The organism is Parahaliea mediterranea (assembly GCF_003402235.1).
GTDB classification, from domain to species: Bacteria; Pseudomonadota; Gammaproteobacteria; order Pseudomonadales; family Halieaceae; genus Parahaliea; species Parahaliea mediterranea.
The window spans coordinates 100,685-118,172 of sequence record NZ_QEWO01000001.1 but is presented as its reverse complement, the minus strand read 5'-3'; the positions used below and the strand labels follow the sequence as shown (position 1 = coordinate 118,172).

Annotated in this window: 10 protein-coding genes; 4 read left to right on the top strand and 6 right to left on the bottom strand. The window is 60.5% G+C overall.

The annotated features are described in order from the left end of the window. Window positions 1-208: 208 nt before the first annotated feature. The 4 genes from DDZ17_RS00430 (at window position 209) to DDZ17_RS00415 (ending at window position 6,255) form a co-directional block, all read left to right on the top strand. Window positions 209-1,438 carry a DUF1214 domain-containing protein gene (locus DDZ17_RS00430; protein ID WP_157976374.1) on the top strand — a complete coding sequence of 410 codons (1,230 nt, stop codon included), beginning with the start codon at window positions 209-211 and terminating at the stop codon, window positions 1,436-1,438. Next, window positions 1,374-3,680, top strand: coding sequence for a TonB-dependent receptor (locus DDZ17_RS00425; RefSeq protein WP_116363993.1), 2,307 nt, complete (start codon window positions 1,374-1,376; stop codon window positions 3,678-3,680). Before DDZ17_RS00430 ends, DDZ17_RS00425 begins: the two co-directional genes overlap by 65 nt. 360 nt (window positions 3,681-4,040) lie before the next feature. After that, complete coding sequence (locus DDZ17_RS00420; protein ID WP_116363992.1) at window positions 4,041-4,799, top strand: SDR family NAD(P)-dependent oxidoreductase; 759 nt, start codon at window positions 4,041-4,043, stop codon at window positions 4,797-4,799. A 103-nt stretch (window positions 4,800-4,902) separates the two neighbouring features. Next, on the top strand, window positions 4,903-6,255 hold the full coding sequence (locus DDZ17_RS00415; RefSeq protein WP_157976373.1) for a hypothetical protein: 1,353 nt from the start codon (window positions 4,903-4,905) through the stop codon (window positions 6,253-6,255). Window positions 6,256-6,444: 189 nt separating this feature from the next. On the opposite strand, the gene DDZ17_RS00410 is transcribed toward DDZ17_RS00415, so the two are convergent. From DDZ17_RS00410 to DDZ17_RS00385, 6 genes are all read right to left on the bottom strand, one after another. Next, the gene (locus DDZ17_RS00410; RefSeq protein ID WP_116363990.1) at window positions 6,445-9,303 is read right to left on the bottom strand and encodes a TonB-dependent receptor plug domain-containing protein; all 2,859 of its coding nucleotides are present in this window, start codon (window positions 9,301-9,303) and stop codon (window positions 6,445-6,447) included. A 554-nt stretch (window positions 9,304-9,857) separates the two neighbouring features. Continuing rightward, window positions 9,858-11,390, bottom strand: a complete 1,533-nt coding sequence (locus DDZ17_RS00405) for an alanine/glycine:cation symporter family protein (protein ID WP_116363989.1) — start codon at window positions 11,388-11,390, stop codon at window positions 9,858-9,860. A gap of 63 nt (window positions 11,391-11,453) precedes the next feature. Then, window positions 11,454-12,836: an aminotransferase family protein gene (locus tag DDZ17_RS00400; RefSeq protein ID WP_116363988.1), complete on the bottom strand. Its 1,383-nt coding sequence runs from the start codon at window positions 12,834-12,836 to the stop codon at window positions 11,454-11,456. A 158-nt stretch (window positions 12,837-12,994) separates the two neighbouring features. Next, window positions 12,995-14,566 (bottom strand): phospholipase D family protein, encoded by a 1,572-nt coding sequence (locus DDZ17_RS00395; RefSeq protein ID WP_157976372.1) that lies wholly within the window; start codon window positions 14,564-14,566, stop codon window positions 12,995-12,997. 96 nt (window positions 14,567-14,662) lie between these two features. Further along, window positions 14,663-16,195 carry a SpoVR family protein gene (locus DDZ17_RS00390; RefSeq protein ID WP_116363986.1) on the bottom strand — a complete coding sequence of 511 codons (1,533 nt, stop codon included), beginning with the start codon at window positions 16,193-16,195 and terminating at the stop codon, window positions 14,663-14,665. Between the two features lie 18 nt (window positions 16,196-16,213). After that, window positions 16,214-17,485 (bottom strand): YeaH/YhbH family protein, encoded by a 1,272-nt coding sequence (locus tag DDZ17_RS00385; RefSeq protein WP_116363985.1) that lies wholly within the window; start codon window positions 17,483-17,485, stop codon window positions 16,214-16,216. Window positions 17,486-17,488: the final 3 nt, after the last annotated feature.

Sequence of the window (17,488 nt, the reverse complement as noted above, 5' to 3'; positions counted from 1 at the left end):
ATCAACCGCACTTATCCCGGCTGCAGGACATTTCGGTACAGATAGTTATAAAAGTGTATATTACATTATTTGTAATATACAATTATTCTGATTGCTCGTTCGCTGACCCTAATAACAGGATGCAGAAACAATGACGCAATCTCGGCACCCAAACCGCACCCTTAACCGCCGCCAACTCTTCGAAGCTGCCACCTCCGTCGGGGCATTCATGGCTTTGTCCAGTCTACCGCTGGGAACCAATGCCGCTGCCAAGACGACACTCGCCTCCAAGGATGTTGCTTCAAGGGCAAAAGCGGTCACTGACTCCATCGGCGAGGCCGTGCAACGTGCGCTGCGCCGGACGAGCGACAAGACCGAGCTCGGACAGGCCAGCGGTGCACTTCACGTTCTCAGCAACCTGAATCTTGGCTTGGCGATGAATATGTACAACGCCGACCCATTGAATCCCACCGTGTTCAATTACATGAACACCCACGTGAAACAGGGTGGCGACAACGCCGACGCATTCTACTCCGGGTTCGCAGTTGATGCTCGCTACGAATACCGGCTTTACGGCAACCTTGGAACCGCGAGCTACTCCTCATTCACAACTGTCGAACACGCCGACAATACACCTTGGGGTGGTGGTATGGGGGCCGCACTTTACAACCACGAGCTCCAAGTGAGCGACAACGGCGACTTCGAACTCACGATCAGTGCTCGGCCTCGCCAAGGCAATTGGCTAAAAATCACTGATCGGGATTTTCGCATCACTATCCGGCAATTCTTCGCTGACTGGGAAAATGAAGTGCCCATGCGCGTCACAGTTGAGCGTATTGGGGCGTCTGAGCCAGCACCCTATCGCAGTGCTGAGCAGATAATGCAGGCCCTCGAACACAGCGCCCGCTGGACAGACCTGACCGTCGACTTTTGGCAAGACGCGATGGATATGTTCCGAAAGTACCCCAATGAATTTCGCAGTTGGCGCGAACTGACGGGAGACGGAGTCAACGCCACACCCGGTGGTGATCCTGAAAACTGCTTCTGGCAAGTACCCCACGGTAAAGCACTGATCCTGCGAGTCCGACCACCGGAATGTCGTTACTGGAATCTCGAATTCAACAATCCGTGGTGGGAAACCATGGACTACCGGTTCTTCCTGTCCGGCACTAACGCTCATCATGCGGTACTTGAAGATGACGGTGAGCTCATTGCCGTTATTGCCCACAGCGACCCTGGCCTACCCAACTGGCTCGAAACCTGCGGCCACACTGAAGGCATGATGGGCCGACGTTGGATGTTCGCAGATAAAAACCCACGCTATACCACTGAGCTGGTAGATCACGAAGCGCTATTCCGTCACTTACCCAGCCAAGTCAAGAAAATTACCCCGGATGAGCGTAAACGTCAGAGAGATGGTCGACTGCAAGGCTTGTACCGCCGGTTTCAAACCCTATAAGGCTGATATGGATAGTTTCGATACTAAGGAAAACAGCATGCACTCAATTCAATTTCGTTGCCGCCTGTTGACGATCGCAACACTTGGGGCCATAGCACTTAGCCATCCTCTGAAAACATTAAGCGCGAATCAATTGGAAGAGGTTGTAGTCACAGCACAAAAGCGCGCCGAGTCGCTGCAAGAGGTACCAATCTCCATCGTCAGTTTCAATCAGGACAAGCTTGCGACGCTGAGAATCGACGAACTGACCGATATCGGCGCTTCCATACCCGGGTTTGTCGTCAATAACCTCAATAATGACCCCGCCGCAGTACGCCTCTTCATCCGCGGAATTGGTGGCAATTCAGTCCAAATTACCCAAGACCCATCGGTTGCCCTATACATGGATGGGGTCTACATCGGTAGTGCTTTTGGGACGGGATTTGAGGGCGTCGATGTCGAGCGCATAGAGGTACTCCGGGGGCCTCAGGGAACGTTGTATGGTCGAAATGCTACCGGCGGAGCTGTGAACGTGATCACCCGCAGGGCTTCAACTGAAGCTTTCGTCTTCGAGCAGGATTTCAGCGCTGGTAACCTCGGCGCCTTCAAATCCTCAACCTCACTGAATATCCCGATTTCGAGTAACGTCGCTGCAAAGCTCAACTATCTGAAATCAGATCGAGACGGCTATGTTTCCAATGATGGCCTCGGTTTGGACTTCGGTCGCGAAAACCGCAATGCGGTTGTGTTCGATCTCCATATGGCTCCTAGCGATTGGCTCAGTGCCGACTATCGCTTCGAGCGTACGAATATGGACGACAGTCAGCGCCTGGAGCAGGTAGTTGAGCTCGACCCAAGTGGTGCGCTCGCTTTCTCCACCGACATTCAGCAATGGAGCCCTGACCGCTTAGACGATGTCACTGCAGTTCGATCAATCAGTGCCAACGACCTCGAACTGCAGTCTCACAGCCTCCACATCAATTGGGACCTCTCAGAGGCGGTATCTTTGCGGTCAATTACCGCCTACCGAAAATTTGAGAACGAAGCCTATTCCGATCCTCTGTCTACGGCTATCGGTAATGGTACCTTTTACAATAACGCGCCATACGATGCCGTATTCCATACAGACTACAAACAATTCTCGCAAGAGTTCCAATTAGTGGGCGGCATAAATCGCTTTGAATATGTGGCAGGGGCTTACCTGTTCCGTTCAGAGGCATCATGGGCCGTCAATCAAGTTTCTATTGGTTTCCCACTCGGCCCAAATTTCTCTGACACGGAAAACTCATCGGAGGCACTGTTCGGACAGGTAACATACACGCCTGAATTCCTCGAATCTCGCCTTCACCTGACGCTGGGCGCTCGGTACTCGGCAGAAAACCGACAAGCGAATAGAACCAATATCAATATTACGCCGCCGATGATCGACGCGGAGTATGACAAGGATTTTTCCAAGTTTAATCCCGCTCTAACGGCATCCTGGGACCTCGGTGATAATGCAAATCTATATGCCAAAGTAATGACTGGATTCAAATCCGGCGGCACGTCCATGAGCTCCCCCAACGTCGTCTTATATCAAAAGGGCTTTGATGAAGAGGAGGTTGTTAGCTATGAGATGGGTTACAAAGGAGAACTTCTGGAGCGAAGTGTCCGGCTGAACGCTGCCGCGTTTTATACTGAAATGGACGGGAGTCAGACAAGTGTACAAACCGGTGCTGCGCCCAGCGCACGTGATTTCCTGCCAGTGGATGGAAACACCTTCCAGGGCATAGAGATCGATTCCACCTTATTGCTGCCTGCCGGTTTCAGTTTTTCATTGGCGTACAGTTTTCTGAAGACAGAGCTCGGCGAGGATTCCGTCACTTCAGCAGCTGGGATTACGCACCTTGTCGATGAGTTTCCCTATGCCCCGGAACATAGTGGGACGCTATCGCTAGACCACTACCTTGCATTACCCGTTGGGGAACTGACAAGCTCCATTGAGTACAGCTATCAAGACGAAACTTTCAGCTCCGTCAACGAGAACGACAATACCACGTTACCAAGCTACTCACTCCTTGGCGCCTCAATCGCGTGGAAGGATATCGAGCTAGGGGCTTCGCTAGGATACCTCGACATCCAGCTGTGGGGCAGGAACCTGCTTGATAAGGAATACGCGATTGTCAGTACGGCATCTTGGCAAGCTTTTGGCGCGAGCAACCTGACTACCTTCGGCGATCCACGCACTTACGGGATCACTCTCAGCTACCGTTCAAGGTATTGATTACCTCCCGACCCCGGCGACTATCTAAGTAGTCGCCGATAGGGCAAAAAAAAGCACCGTTCGATCAATATTGCACATTTCGAGAGCCAATCTTTCAAATTACTTACCGTCTGTAATGTCCGGATAGATATCTCCCGTAGCGAGAAAACGGGGCCAGCCACCTCGAACAAAGGGATGCGAAAACATAACATTGGACTGCCCAAAGACGGCTTTGCGGCGTATCTAGCCAATTGGGTAATCCACATTTTCAACAGGAAACACTCACCCTTCCCCAAGGGAGCTGCACACCGCCCCCACCACAACGCAAATCACCGCCCGAGACGGTATGATGGCAGCCCGCTTCACTACCGGACACTAACCATGCCCAATACCGTTTTCATCACCGGCGCTACCTCCGGCTTTGGCCTGGCCTGCGCCCACCGCTTTGCCGAGCAGGGCTGGAACCTTGTTTTCACCGGGCGGCGCACGGAGCGCTTGCAAGCCCTGCAAAAAGCACTGGAACCGCGCTGCGCGGTGCTGCCACTCACGCTGGATGTACGCGACACCGATGCAGTGCAGGCCGCTGTGACGGCGTTGGAAGCGCCCTTCGACAAGGTGCATACGCTCATCAACAATGCCGGCCTGGCCCTCGGTACGGAGCCCGCCCAGCACTGCGACCTGGAAAAATGGCATCGTATGATCGACACCAACGTCAAGGGCCTCACCACTGTCACCCACGCCCTGTTACCGCGCCTGATTGACAACGGCGCGGGTGCCAGCATCATCAACATCGGCTCTGTGGCCGGCCACTGGCCCTACCCCGGCGGCAATGTGTACTGCGGCACCAAGGCCTTTGTGGAGCAGTTCTCCTACGCCCTGCGCGGCGACCTTCAGGGCACCGGCGTGCGCGTTACCAACCTGGCGCCGGGCCTGTCTGAAAGCGAATTTACCCTGGTGCGCACCGACGGCAACCAGGATGCCCACGACGCCCTCTACGCTGGCGCCAACCCCATCCAGCCCGAGGACATTGCCGATACTTGTTGGTGGCTGGCCTCGCTGCCGCCACACCTCAACGTCAATGCGCTTGAGTTGATGCCCGTGCGCCAGTCCTTCTCGCCCCTGTCGATTCACCGGGAGTAGACCGGGGCGGTGCGCCGCCGTGACACGCCCTGCCCCGGTTGTTAGCATAAAGCGCGACCACTGGCTCCAGCAGTTCGGGTTTAATCAGTAAAAAGGGATTTTTATGCGGATTATACTTGCAGGGCTTTTCTCTCTTGCCGCTAGCGCACAGGCAACTGCCGCGCAGGCGGACCCCGCCCAGGCCTGCGGCAACCTGGATATGAACGACCCGGCGGCCATTCTCGCCTGCCTCGCGGCGGACGCCAGCGAGTTCAACGCGCGAACCAAGGCACAGTTCGACCCCAACCAGAAGTGCGCCCTTATGCAGTACCGGGTGGTGCAGGTGGCTACCACCGCGCTGGACCCAAAAGCCGGCAGGCGGGTGAATTCCAGAACCCTGGCTGACCCGAATGTCGACAGGCCATCCTGCGAGACGCTGTCTGAGGTGGTTGAGTTGATTCACGGTCGCCCCGCCGCCTGGTCGCCCTGCCTGGGTTACGACGAAGCCGAGGACAAGTTCGAACACTTCACCTACTGCCTACCCAAGTACCAGCAGTTGCGTTATGGGCGGGCCAAGGCCACGGTGGGCATGATGACCTGCAAGCGCGCCACGGCCACCTACCAGGCGGCCCTTGGCTACATTTACCCGCCGCGTACCGACCAAGGCGACTACTTAGGCCGCCCCCTGCCCGCCACTTATGTTGCGCCGGACTGTGCCGAGGTTGATGCGTTCTTCAAGGCATCTCATGCAGTGGAGTTGGCGGAACTGGAGGCGCAGCACCAGCAGCAGATGAAGCTGAAGGCCGAGCGCAAGGCAGAGGCACAAAAGAAGGCCAAGGAACAGGCCCTGCGCGCGAAAAAAACCCAGGAGATGTATGCCCGGATCGAGGAAGACTACCAGCTAGGCTTTGAAGAGCTGAACGCCCAAAGCCTGGCATCGCTGAACAGCGCGGAGCACCCGACCGACACCATCGACAACACCCAAATCCGCCACGCCCTGGTGAAGGAGATCTGGGCCCTGATGCCGCAAAGCCAGCACGAAGGCAATGGCATCAAGGCCAGGCTCGTCCATTCGTCTGCGGGCTTCTTTACCTGGACCAACAACCCCATGGCGCCCAACGTGTACCACGCCGTGAAAGACGTCGCGATAGAGCGCTGCGACGTGCAGGATGGCCGTGCCCACTGCCGCTACACCGCGACTGTGTCCTCCAGCATCGACTACCCGGGCATGCAGAACGCACAGCAACGGCAGGTGTACAGCAAGCTGGGAGATGTGGCCGGTGGCGGGCCTCGGTCGCTGGCCATGGAATCCGACTTCTACCACGACGGCCAGCAGTGGCGGGCAAAGCTCAGCTACGAGCAGGCCAAACAACTATTGCCCCCCAACGCCAAGCACGATGCCAACCAGGCCGCCAAGGAGCGGGAGAAGATGAACTGCGACATCATGTCCGCCATGGGCGTGCCGGTATTGTGCTAGGGAGTAAGCCCCTCTGATACGGCACGTGACAAACCGCGCCTTTACCTTCCACCCTACATAAAAAAGGCCCGGCACCCCAACGGTACCGGGCCAAACTGCACAGCCCGCAACAACTGTTTCAGGTTTTTGGCAACGCCAGCCGGCGCAGGGCGCCGTGGGCTTTCACTTCAGCGTCTGTCTGTTTCATGCTTAAAACTCCGCCCGCACGCCAACTCGAAAGCGGCTGCCCAGGAAGTCGTACAGGCCGCGATTGGTCTGCGGGTAGGCGGATGGCAGGTCGGTGCCCTGGTACAGGGGCTCGGCGGTCAGCGGCGGGTCTTCGTCGAAGATGTTGCTCCAGGCCAGGTAGACCTCACCGGTACTGTCATCCCAGAAGTCGAAGCTGCGCGAGATATAGGCGTCGAACACGACCTGCCCATCAACGTCGTTGTCGTCGATGGTAAAGGCCGGGTAGACGCTGGCCGGGCAGTTGTTGCTGCATTCGATGAAGTCATCCCCCAGTTCGCCGGCGCTGACACCGCGCAGGGTGAGGTTGAAGGTCCACGGCGCCAGGCTGTACAGCGCTGTTGCCCGGTATTTCCAGTCGGGCGTGACGCCGGTAAACGATGCGTTGGTGCCCGCCATGTCGATGGCGGTGGCGCCGTTGTCGGTGACATTCTCCATGTAGTGAGTCGCCATGAAGCGCAGGCTGACGTAGCCGGGGACATCCGACACCAGTTGGGCCATCTCAAAGTCGTAGGAGAGTTCCAGATCCAGCCCCTCGGCGCGCAGGCTGTTCAGGTTCTCGTAGTAGATGTTGATGGTGGTCAGGGTGGTGGGGTCGCTCGGGTCGGTAAACACCATGTCGTCGCAGTAGGCCTGTATGCCGCTGTCGAAGCAGAAGCTGGCCACCTGCTCCGCCGACACGCTGCCGATCACGTCGTTCACCTCGATGTCGTAGTAGTCCAGCGAGGCGCCAAAGCCCGGCAGGAAGCTGGGCTGCCACACAATGCCGCCGCTCCAGCCCTTGGCAACTTCCGGGGCAAGCGCGGTGCTGCCCTGCAGGCTTTGCTGGTAGGGCACGATCACTCCGTCAATCTCTACCGTGTTGCCACGGGCAGTGCCGGTGGCGAACAGTTCGCCCAGGTTGGGCGCGCGAATGTCCCGCGAGCGCGTTGCGCGCAGGGTCACGTCCTGCACTGGCTGCCAGGTCAGGCCCAGCTTCCAGGTTTCCACTTCGCCGCTCAGGCTGTAATCGGCGTAGCGGTAGCCGCCGTTAAAATCCACCCCAAAGCCGATGGGCACCAGGGTTTCTACATAGCCTTCCCACACGTCGAATTCGCCGCGGTCTTCCTGGAAGTTGCCGAAGCGCCAACCGCTCTGGTACTGCGCCTCAACGTCGCCGTCGATGGATTCCTCGCGCCACTCACCGCCAAAGGCAATGGCGATGGGCCCCGCCCAGCCCGTGATGTCATTCACGCGGAAATTCAGGGCGGCCACGTCCATGTCGTAGGTTTCCTCCCGCTCCGGTGCGCCGCTGACGTAGTCCCAGGCGGCCGGCGTGGACACGCCGGTGCCCATGATATTCAGGGGCACGCAGCCATTGTCCGGGTCGCTCAGTGTGCTGCGGCAAACGGCCTGCCCGGTGGCCGGGTCAATCACCGCATCGGTGGCCATGGCGTAGCGTTCCAGATGGTAGATGGTTGGCAGGTACTTTTGCAGGGCAACGGTGCGCGATTGGGTGTAGCTGGCGTCCCAGTCCCAGTCTTTCTCGAACAGGTTGAAGAATCCCTCGGCGCCGGCGGTAAAGCGGTAGGTTTCGCGCTCGTTGTTGTGGCCGGAGATATCCGCATCGCCATTGGCGGTAGACAGCAGGAAGGCATCGACCCCCGCCGCGTCCATGGCCTGGGCCATCTCGTTTGACAGGTAGGCATTGTCGCGCGTGATGACGTTGCGCAGGGTGGGCACGCGCAGGTAATTGGCGTAGCCCTCCCAACCCGCGTAGGAGGCTTCGCCAAATACTCTGAAGGCGTCGTTTACATCAAAGCTGGCGCGGGTGAAAAAGCTCTGCCGCTCATCGGCAGCCGCCAGCGACTGGGTGCCCGCCTGGTGCGAGGTGTACTGCCAGTCGCCGCCCTGCATCCACTGGCCACCCAATGCGCCGTAGTTGAGCTGGTTGATGGCCCCACCCTCGCCAAAATAGGTGCCTTTTAACGGCCCATCGACGATCAGGCCGCCAATGGTGTGGGAGGCCAGGCCAATCTGCTTGCCAACAATAAAAGTGGGCACGCCCTGCTCGCCCCGGTACAGGGCCGGGTTGGGCATGGCGTAGTAGCCGGACTTGTTCCAGTCGCGCTGGGTGTCGTGGATGCCCTCGCTGTCAGTGGCCTGGGAGTCGAACAGGAAGTGGCCACGGCCGCCGGCAAAGGCGGTGCCGGCGGTAAAGCCCACGCGCTTGGACTCGTTGTCGCCACGGGCGGTGAGGCCGTAGTCGGCGGTGGTTTTTACACCCTCGTAGTCTTTGTCGAGAATGAAGTTGACCACGCCGCCCACCGCGCCGGAACCGTAAGCGGCGGACGCGCCGCCCGTCACCACCTCTACCCGCTCGATCAGGCCCTGGGGCATGGTGTTGGTATCGATGAAGCCCGACGAGGTGGATACCGGCGAACGGCGCCCGTCCAGCAGCACCAGCGTGCGCCCGGCGCCCAGGGCGCGCAGGTTGATGGCGCTGATGCCTGCCACGCCAGTGGCAAGGTTACCGGAGTTGGTGGTGCCATTCTGGCTGCCGGCAACCGACGGCAGGGTGTTGACCAGATCGGCAATGTTCTCCGGCGCCTGGGTGGCCAGTTCTTCCGAGCCAAGTGAGGTCAGCGGCGTGGGCGTGTCGTAGCCTGTACGGCTGAGCCGCGATCCGGTCACTATCACCTCTTCCACCACCCCTTCGGGGGATGCGGCCTGTGCCCGCGCGCCGCTGGCGGACAATGCCATGCCACCCGCCAGCAGATACGCGATGGGCTGGCCAAAGGCATAAGCCAGAGGACGTTTTTCAAAGTTGAATGACTTGTTCATGTAACCCCCTATCTTGTGGTTCCCGGGGAACCGCACAAAACAGTTACCGTCGACTCTGCGTTGCTGCACCGGCAGAGCACCTGTTCCAACTGGAACGTAAAAGGAGCGACGTTACCCGTCAGGGGTGTTTGTTAGGCTTTCCGCGCTCTTGAGACCACAGTAGAGGCTGGGCGGTAAGCGCCATAGAACCAGCCATCTGGAAAGGTAAGGCCACTGCCGGCGCCCGCCCGCCCCATGCACAGCCGCGGCGCTTTTTGCATAAATTTTCCAGGCCGAGCGCACCGCAATAGTGCCGGAACTCCGCCCCACAGCCTGGCGTACACACCTGCGCCAACGCGGCGTTGACGAACACGGGCAGCCATTTTCCGCTCAAAAACAAGGCGAAATTTGGCGGGTAGGCAACAGCGACAACAGCAAAAACAGAAGCACCAACAGCACGAACGGCGCACCCGAAGGTGCGCCGTTCTCGGCAAACTGGTGAGATAAAGCGCGCGCGTGCTATGCCGGCAAAAAGGCCGGTAAAAATCCGGTGAAACAGCCGGCGAAATCGCTGGCTAACTGCGAGCGGCGGCGGGCTCTGCCCGGGGTGCCTTGTTATCGCGAATCTGCTGCAGGTGGCGCTGCAGTTCGCGCTTGGCCACCGGCGCCAGCAGGTACAGGCCAATGATGTTGGGCACGCAAATCAGGAACACCAGGGCGTCGGAAAAGTCGAGAATGGCGCCAAGCTGCATGCTGCAGCCAATCACCACAAACAGGCAGAACACCAGCTTGAAGGCGGCCTCGGCCTTGCGCCCCTCGCCCACCAGGTAGGTCCAGCCCTTCAGGCCATAGTAGGACCAGGCAATCATGGTGGAGAAGGCAAACAGAAAGCCCGCCACCGCAATAAAGTAAGGAGACCAGGCCACGTTGCGCTCGAAGGCGCGGGAGGTCATCTCGATGCCGCCCAGGCCCTCGGTAAAGCCCGGCACGTAGTAGAGGGTGGTGATGATGACCAGCGCGGTCATGGTGCTGATGATCACCGTGTCGATGAAGGGTTCCAGCAGCGATACAAACCCTTCGGTGACCGGGTCGTTGGTTTGCACCGCCGAGTGGGCAATGGCGGCGGAGCCAATGCCCGCCTCGTTGGAGAACACCGCCCGCTGGAAGCCGATCACCATCACGCCCAGCGCGCCCCCCGCTACCCCGTCGGCGCTGAAGGCGCCGCTGACAATGGCCTGCAGGGCAAAGGGCAGTGCCTCGCGGTTCATGAACAGGATAAGCAGCGCACCGGCGCAATAGAACAGGGCCATAAAGGGCACCACCTTGCCGGTGACCCGGGCGATGCTGCGAATGCCACCCAGAATCACCAGCGCCACCAGCGCCGCCAGCATCAGCCCGAACAACCAGCCCTTGTCGCCAAACCAGCTGGAGCCAAAGCCGCCGGTAACATTCACCACCTGCACATAGGCCTGGTTGGCCTGGAACATGTTGCCGATACCCATGCAGCCAATCACGATGCCAAGGGCATAAAAGCGCCCGAGGAATTTGCCCGCGGCCGCCCTGCCGCGTTCGGCAAAGCCCCGTTCCAGGTAGTACATGGGCCCGCCGGACACGGAGCCGTCGGGGTTTTCGCGCCGGTACAGGGTGCCCAGGGTGCATTCCACAAACTTGGTGGACATGCCCAGGATGCCGGCGGCAATCATCCAGAACGCCGCGCCGGGGCCGCCCACGGAAATGGCCACCGCCACGCCACCGATGTTGCCGATGCCCACCGTGCCGGACACGGCGGTGGCCAGGGCTTGGAAGTGTGTTACCTCCCCCTGGTGCTCCGGGTCGTGGTAGGTGCCGCGCACAATGCGCAAGGCGTGGGGCAGCCCGCGCACATTGAGAAACCCGAAGTAACCGGTGAAAAACACCGCCGCGGCCACCAGCCACAGCACCACCAGCGGCAGCTCGGCGCCAAACAGGGGGACGCTGAAGAAGACAACGGAAGACAGCGCCTCGGTCACCGGACCCATCAGGCTGTCGACCCAGGCGTCGATGTCGGCCGCCAGCGCGGGGAGCGGCGCCATCAGCGCCAACAGGGTAAGGATGGTGCGGTACTTCATGCAGTGATTCCTGTGTCCGGTTTGACTATAACGCAGCGCGGCCCAGGATGCAGGCACCGCAGATCAGGCACAACGCATCAGCGCGCCGTCCAGCGCTTCGAGTATGTCGTCGATATCCCTGCACGAGGCGATCAATGCCGGGCTCAGGCACAGGGTATTGTTGAACTCGCGGAAGCTGCGGTTGGTGCGCCCGATCAGCACGCCCTGCTCGGCGCAGTCCCTGGCCACCGCCATGGCGGTTTGCTCCGGGGCCGGTGCTTTGCTCTGCCTGTCCTGCACCAGCTCCAGCCCGGCGAACAGGCCAACGCCGCGCACATCGCCCACCTGCGGATACTTGGCCTTGAGGGCGGCCAGGCCCTCCAGCAGCTGCGCGCCGCGCTGGCGCACGTTGGCCAGCAGGTCTTCGCGCTCGATGATGTCGATATTCACCAGCCCCGCAGTGGGGCCAGCGGTGCAGCCGCCAAAGGTGCTGATGTCGCGAAAATAGCCCAGCCGGTCCGCCGGCTGGGCCTTGAAGCGGTTGAACAGGTCGGCGCTGGTAACGGTGCAGGATATGGCGGCATAGCCGCTGGCCACGCCCTTGGCCATGGTGACGATGTCGGGCTGCACATCAAAATGCTGGTAGCCAAACCACTCGCCGGTGCGGCCCAATCCACACACCACCTCGTCGATGTGCAGCAGCACATCGTACTTGCGGCAGATGGCCTGGATGATGGGGAAGTACTCCGGGACCGGCGGAATCACACCGCCGCCGGCGGTGATCGGCTCCAGCACCACCGCGCCCACGGTGTCTGGCCCTTCGCGCTCTATCACCGCTTCCAGGTCGCGGGCGCAGTCGATGTCGCAGCTGCCGTAGGTTTTGCCGAAGGGACAGCGATAGCAGCAGCAATGGGCAAAGGACACAAAGCCATCCAGAAAGGGGCCGTAGTGTTCTTTGCGTTCAAACTGGCCGGTGGAGCTGAGGGCACCGAAGGTGGTGCCGTGGTAATCCCGGTCGCGGTAGATGATTTTGGACTTGCTGCCATCGCCCTCCAGGTGGGCCAGCTGGCGCACCATTTTGTAGGCCTTTTCGTTGGCCTCGGAGCCGGAGTTGGAGTAGTACACCCGCCCGAGCCCCGGCAGCTTCTGCAGCAGGCGCTCGGCAAAGCGGGCACCCGGCTCGCTGCCGGCGGTGCCGGCGAAGTAGCACATGGTCACCAGCTGGTCGCGAACGGCATCGGCAATTTCGGTGCGGCCATAACCCACGTTCACCGACCACACCCCGCCGGAGGTGGCATCAAGGTACTCGCGGCCGGTGGCGTCGGTGACCCGCATGCCCTCGCCCTTCACAATGACCGTCGGGTCACTGTGGTCGAACTGGCTGTGCGGGGTGAGATGGTGCCAGACCGTGTCGCGGTCGGTCTGGATGATGTCTGGAACTGGTGCCGACAGGGCCGCCTGCTGCATGCCGTTTCTCCCGTGCGTAGGCTTTTGGAGCACAACGCCCCGACTTGCCTTGCAGCTTAGGGAGTGTGGCGCGGGTGGCTGTAGATCCAGCCCGCTGCGGCCCATGGCACCAGCCCGGCTGTGCCTGACAGTGCGCACCAATATGGTGCGCGTACCGTTCAGAGCATGCTTTCGGGCACGATCAGCGACAGGGTGCCGGCGGCAAACCGCTGCCACCAGGTGGTGTGTGGCTCGGTGTCGTAGGTCTGTGGTGCGCCGTCGGCGGCAGGGTCCACCCAGCGCAGGTCGCCGTCCACCAGTTCCACCCGGTAGGCCTGGCGGTTGACCATGATGTCAAAGGTGTCGTGCAACTGGGTGGCCACCGCCTCGTTCTCAATCAATATGCCCATTTCGGTATTCAGGGCGATGGACCGCGGGTCCAGGTTGAACGACCCCACAAACACCCGGCTGTGGGCCGAGCCCATGGTTTTGGCGTGCAGGCTCGCCGCCGATGAGCCAATCCACTTTTTGTTGCGGGTGATCTGGTTCGGGCTGGGTTTGAATTCGTACATTTCTACACCACTGCGTATCAACGCCTCCCGGTAGCGGATGTAGCCGGCGTGAACCAGCCCCACGTCGTTGGCCGCCAGGGAGTTGGTGAGAATGCGCACCCGAATGCCCTGCGCCACCAGTTCGCCGAAAAACGTCACCAGCTTTTCGCCGGGCACAAAGTAGGGAGACACCACCACCACCTCACCCTGGGCCTCGGTAAACAGCGGCGCCAGCTGGGGTGCCAGGTGGGTTTCTGCGGTCACGGCGGTGGCGCTCACCTTGTCTGGCGAGTCGTAGAGCAGCGCCGCCCGGCCCCGGTAAAAGCGCATGTCGGCGAGTTTCAGCCGCTCCAGCACGCCCTCCTCGCGAATGGCGTGAACGTAGTCCGAATCCATGTACTGCAGCGCCCGCTGCTCCAGGGTGTTGCGGGCTGCCTGCAGTCGCTCGCTGTCGCTGATATCGGCGACGCCAAAAGCCGCCACTGGCACCACCACGTCGCTGTTCCAGTACTGGTCAAACATGGCAGACACCTTGCCCACCACCGGGCCGATGCCAATCACATCCAGGTCCTGAAAGGCAGTGTGCGCCACCGCGCCAAAGTACTCGTTGCCGATGTTGCGCCCCCCCACCACGGTCACCTGGTTGTCGGCAGTGAGGGATTTGTTGTGCATGCGGTGGTTGAGCCGCTTCAGGTCGCCGGCAAAACCCACCCCGCGATTGCCGCGGTAGCCAAAGGGATTGTAGAGCCGCACCTCGATATTGGGATGGGCATCGAAGCGGGCCAAAAAGGCGTCCTTGTCCTCGGTGTCCAGGTCGTCCAGCAGCAGCCGCACCCGCACGCCCCGGTCCGCCGCCTTGAGAATCTGCCCAATCAGCAGCACGCCGCTGGTATCGTTGTGCCAGATGTAATACTGGATATCGAGGCTGCGTTCGGCCGCCGCCACCACCGCCATGCGGGCCACAAAGGCGTCCATGCCATCTACCAGCGGATAAAAAGCCGACTGGTCCCCCAAATCGCCGAAGTTCGCCTGCACCCGCTGGCCCAGGGTGGTGTCGCCGGTTGCCGTGAGGGCGTGGCTGGCTGTTTTCTCGTAAGTGCCGGGCGCCGGCACCGAGGCGCAGGCGCCCAGCAGGCTGAATACCACCGCCATCGCCCACTGCAGGGGCCTGGCGATAGGCGGGTAATGATGCTGATTCAAAGGTCACCCCGGTGTTGTCTTGTTATCCGGGGTCGATTGTAACCCTGCCCGCTACCGTCTTCGCAAGCCGGTAGCGGGCCTGATCACCGGTTGGTGTCAGGCCCCGATGCCCAGTTCGCTGTGAACGATACGCGATTTCACCTCGCCACCGCTGACCGATTCCAGAATCACGTCAAAACCCCACAACTGCTGCAAGTGGCGCACCACTTCCTCGGCGCTACCCTGCTCCAGCGGCCGGCCGCGGTGCATTTCGTGGCGCAGGGTCAGGGCGCGGTCGCCGCGCACGTTTACGTTGTACACCTGTATGTAGGGCTCGATGTTGCCAAGGTCGTAGTTGGCCGACAGCGATTCCCGCACTTTCTGGTAGCCCGCCTCGTCGTGAATGGCACTCACTTCCAGGTAGTCCTTGTCCTGATCGTCCACCACGGCGAACAGTTTGAGCTCGCGGATCAGGCGCGGGGACAAAAACTGCAGAATAAAACTCTCGTCCTTGAAGTTGCGCATGGCAAAGTCCATGGTCTCCTGCCAGGGGGTGCCGGCAATGTCCGGAAACCAGGCGCGGTCTTCGTCGGTGGGGCTTTCGCTGATGCGCCGCAGCTCCTGCATCATGCCGTAGCCCAGGGTGTAGGGGTTGATGCCGCTGTAATAAGGCGAGTTGAACGGCGGCTGGTACACCACGGCCGTGTGGTACTGCAGGAACTCCATCATAAAGCCGTCAGTCACCAGCCCTTCGCGGTACATCTCGTGCAGGATGTGAAAGTGCCAGAAGCAGGCCCAGCCCTCGTTCATCACCTTGGTCTGGCGCTGGGGATACAGGTACTGGGACACCTTGCGCACGATGCGGATAATCTCCCGCTGCCAGGGTTCCAGCAGAGGCGCGTTTTTCTCCAGGAAGTAGAGAATATTTTCCTGGGGCTCCTCCGGGAAGCGGTGCTCGTGTTGCTGGGCCTCGGCCTCGGCCACCGGCAGGGTCTTCCACAGCTCGTTGACCTGCTGCTGCAGAATGACCTCGCGTTCCTCCCGCTTCAGGCGCTCCTCTTCCACCGACAGCGGATAGGGCCGCTTGTAGCGATCCACCCCGTGATTCATCAGCGCGTGGCAGGCATCCAGCACGTCTTCCACCGCATCGATGCCGTGGCGCTGTTCGCACTCGGCAATGTAGTTCCGGGCGAACAGCATGTAATCAATGATGGACTCCGCATCAGTCCAAGTGCGAAACAGGTAGTTGTTCTTGAAGAAGGAGTTGTGCCCGTAACTGGCATGGGCAATCACCAGGGCCTGCATGGTGAGGGTGTTTTCCTCCATCAGGTAGGCAATGCAGGGGTTGGAGTTGAACACGATTTCATAGGCCAGCCCCATGCGCCCGCGCTTGTAGTTGTTCTGTACGCCCAAAAAATGCTTGCCGAAACTCCAGTGGTGGTAGTTGATGGGCATGGCCGCCGAGGCGTAGGCATCCATCATCTGCTCGGAGCTGATGATCTCGATCTGGTTGGGATAGGTATCCAGGCCGAAGTTGCCGGCAATGCGGGCAATCTCCCGCTCGTAATCCTGCAGCAGCTCAAAGGTCCAGTCGGACTCGGTGGACAGGGGCTCGCGCTTCGGTGGCTCGCGTTTGGGGTGCTCTGCCATGTCGTGCCAACTCCCGTGTCAGGCGCTTTGCTTGCGAAACAGTTCGTGAAAAACGGGATAGATATCCCCCGGCCCGGTAATGTGCTGCATGGCAAACACCTCGCCCCACTCGCCCTCAAGGCCGGAGTAGGTCTGCCACAGGGGCTTGTCGCCACTCTCGGTGATTTCCACATAGGCGTAGTACTGGCACAGGGGCAGAATCTGCCGGATCAGGGCGGTGCAGCGCTGGGCGTCGTCCGGCCAGTTGTCGCCGTCGGATGCCTGGGCCCCGTAGATATTCCACTCGGCAGGCGAATAGCGCGCCTCGATAATGCTCTTCATCAGGTCCAGGGCACTGGACACCACCGTGCCGCCGGTTTCGCGGGAGTTGAAGAATTCCTCTTCATCCACCTCCTTGGCCACCGTGTGATGGCGGATGAACACCAGCTCGGTGCGGTCGTAGTTTCGCGACAAAAAAAGGTAGAGCAGGATGTAGAAGCGCTTGGCCAGGTCCTTGGTGGCCTGGTCCATGGAGCCGGACACATCCATCACGCAGAACATTACCGCCTTGGAATGGGGCACTGGCTCGTTGTAGTGGCGGTGGTAGCGGATATCCACATCGTCCAGGAAGGGAATGCGCGATAAGGCCTCGCGCAGCACCTCTATGCGCTCAAGCAGTTCGGCACGCCGGGCATCGTGCTCTGGCGTCTGTGGCATTTCCGCCAGCTCCGCCAGTTCTGCCTCCAGATCACGCAATTCCCGCCGGCGCCCTGCCCCCAGCGCAATGCGCCGGGCGGTGGCCGAGCGCAGGGAGCGCACAATGCTGAGGTTGGCCGGCGCGCCGTCGGAGGCAAAGCCCCCCCGCCGCCGCTGGAATTCCTCCAGCCCCGACAGCTGGCGCTTGGTGAGGTTGGGCAGTTCCATGTCGTCAAACAGCGCATCGAGAAATTCCTGCTGGTTGATCTGGAACACAAAGTCGTCCATGCCCTCGCCGTCGGGGCTGCCCTGCTGGCCGCCACCGCCACCACCGCCGCCCTGGGGCCGCGGGATGCGATCGCCCCGGGTGTACTCTTCATTGCCGGGCACCACGTGGGTGATCTGGCCGCCGCGGCCATGATGGAACTGGGGCTCGCCGATGTCCTTGGTGGGAATGGAAATCTGCTCACCGCGGTCGTTATCGGTGATCTGGCGGCCCTTGAGGTTGTCGGCAACGGAACGCTGGATCTGCTCGCGATAGCGGCGCAGAAAACGCTGGCGGTTCACCGCGCTCTTCTGCTTGGGGTTGTTGCGGCGATCGATCAGAAATCCCACTGA

What these genes read in the sequence shown, in the direction of transcription:
- DDZ17_RS00405 (WP_116363989.1), bottom strand. Translation starts at nt 11,390, where the DNA reads ATGAAGTACCGCACCATCCTTACCCTGTTGGCGCTGATGGCGCCGCTC.
- DDZ17_RS00420 (WP_116363992.1), top strand. Translation starts at nt 4,041, where the DNA reads ATGCCCAATACCGTTTTCATCACCGGCGCTACCTCCGGCTTTGGCCTG.
- DDZ17_RS00400 (WP_116363988.1), bottom strand. Translation starts at nt 12,836, where the DNA reads ATGCAGCAGGCGGCCCTGTCGGCACCAGTTCCAGACATCATCCAGACC.
- DDZ17_RS00430 (WP_157976374.1), top strand. Translation starts at nt 209, where the DNA reads ATGGCTTTGTCCAGTCTACCGCTGGGAACCAATGCCGCTGCCAAGACG.
- DDZ17_RS00390 (WP_116363986.1), bottom strand. Translation starts at nt 16,195, where the DNA reads ATGGCAGAGCACCCCAAACGCGAGCCACCGAAGCGCGAGCCCCTGTCC.
- DDZ17_RS00425 (WP_116363993.1), top strand. Translation starts at nt 1,374, where the DNA reads ATGAGCGTAAACGTCAGAGAGATGGTCGACTGCAAGGCTTGTACCGCC.
- DDZ17_RS00410 (WP_116363990.1), bottom strand. Translation starts at nt 9,303, where the DNA reads ATGAACAAGTCATTCAACTTTGAAAAACGTCCTCTGGCTTATGCCTTT.
- DDZ17_RS00415 (WP_157976373.1), top strand. Translation starts at nt 4,903, where the DNA reads ATGCGGATTATACTTGCAGGGCTTTTCTCTCTTGCCGCTAGCGCACAG.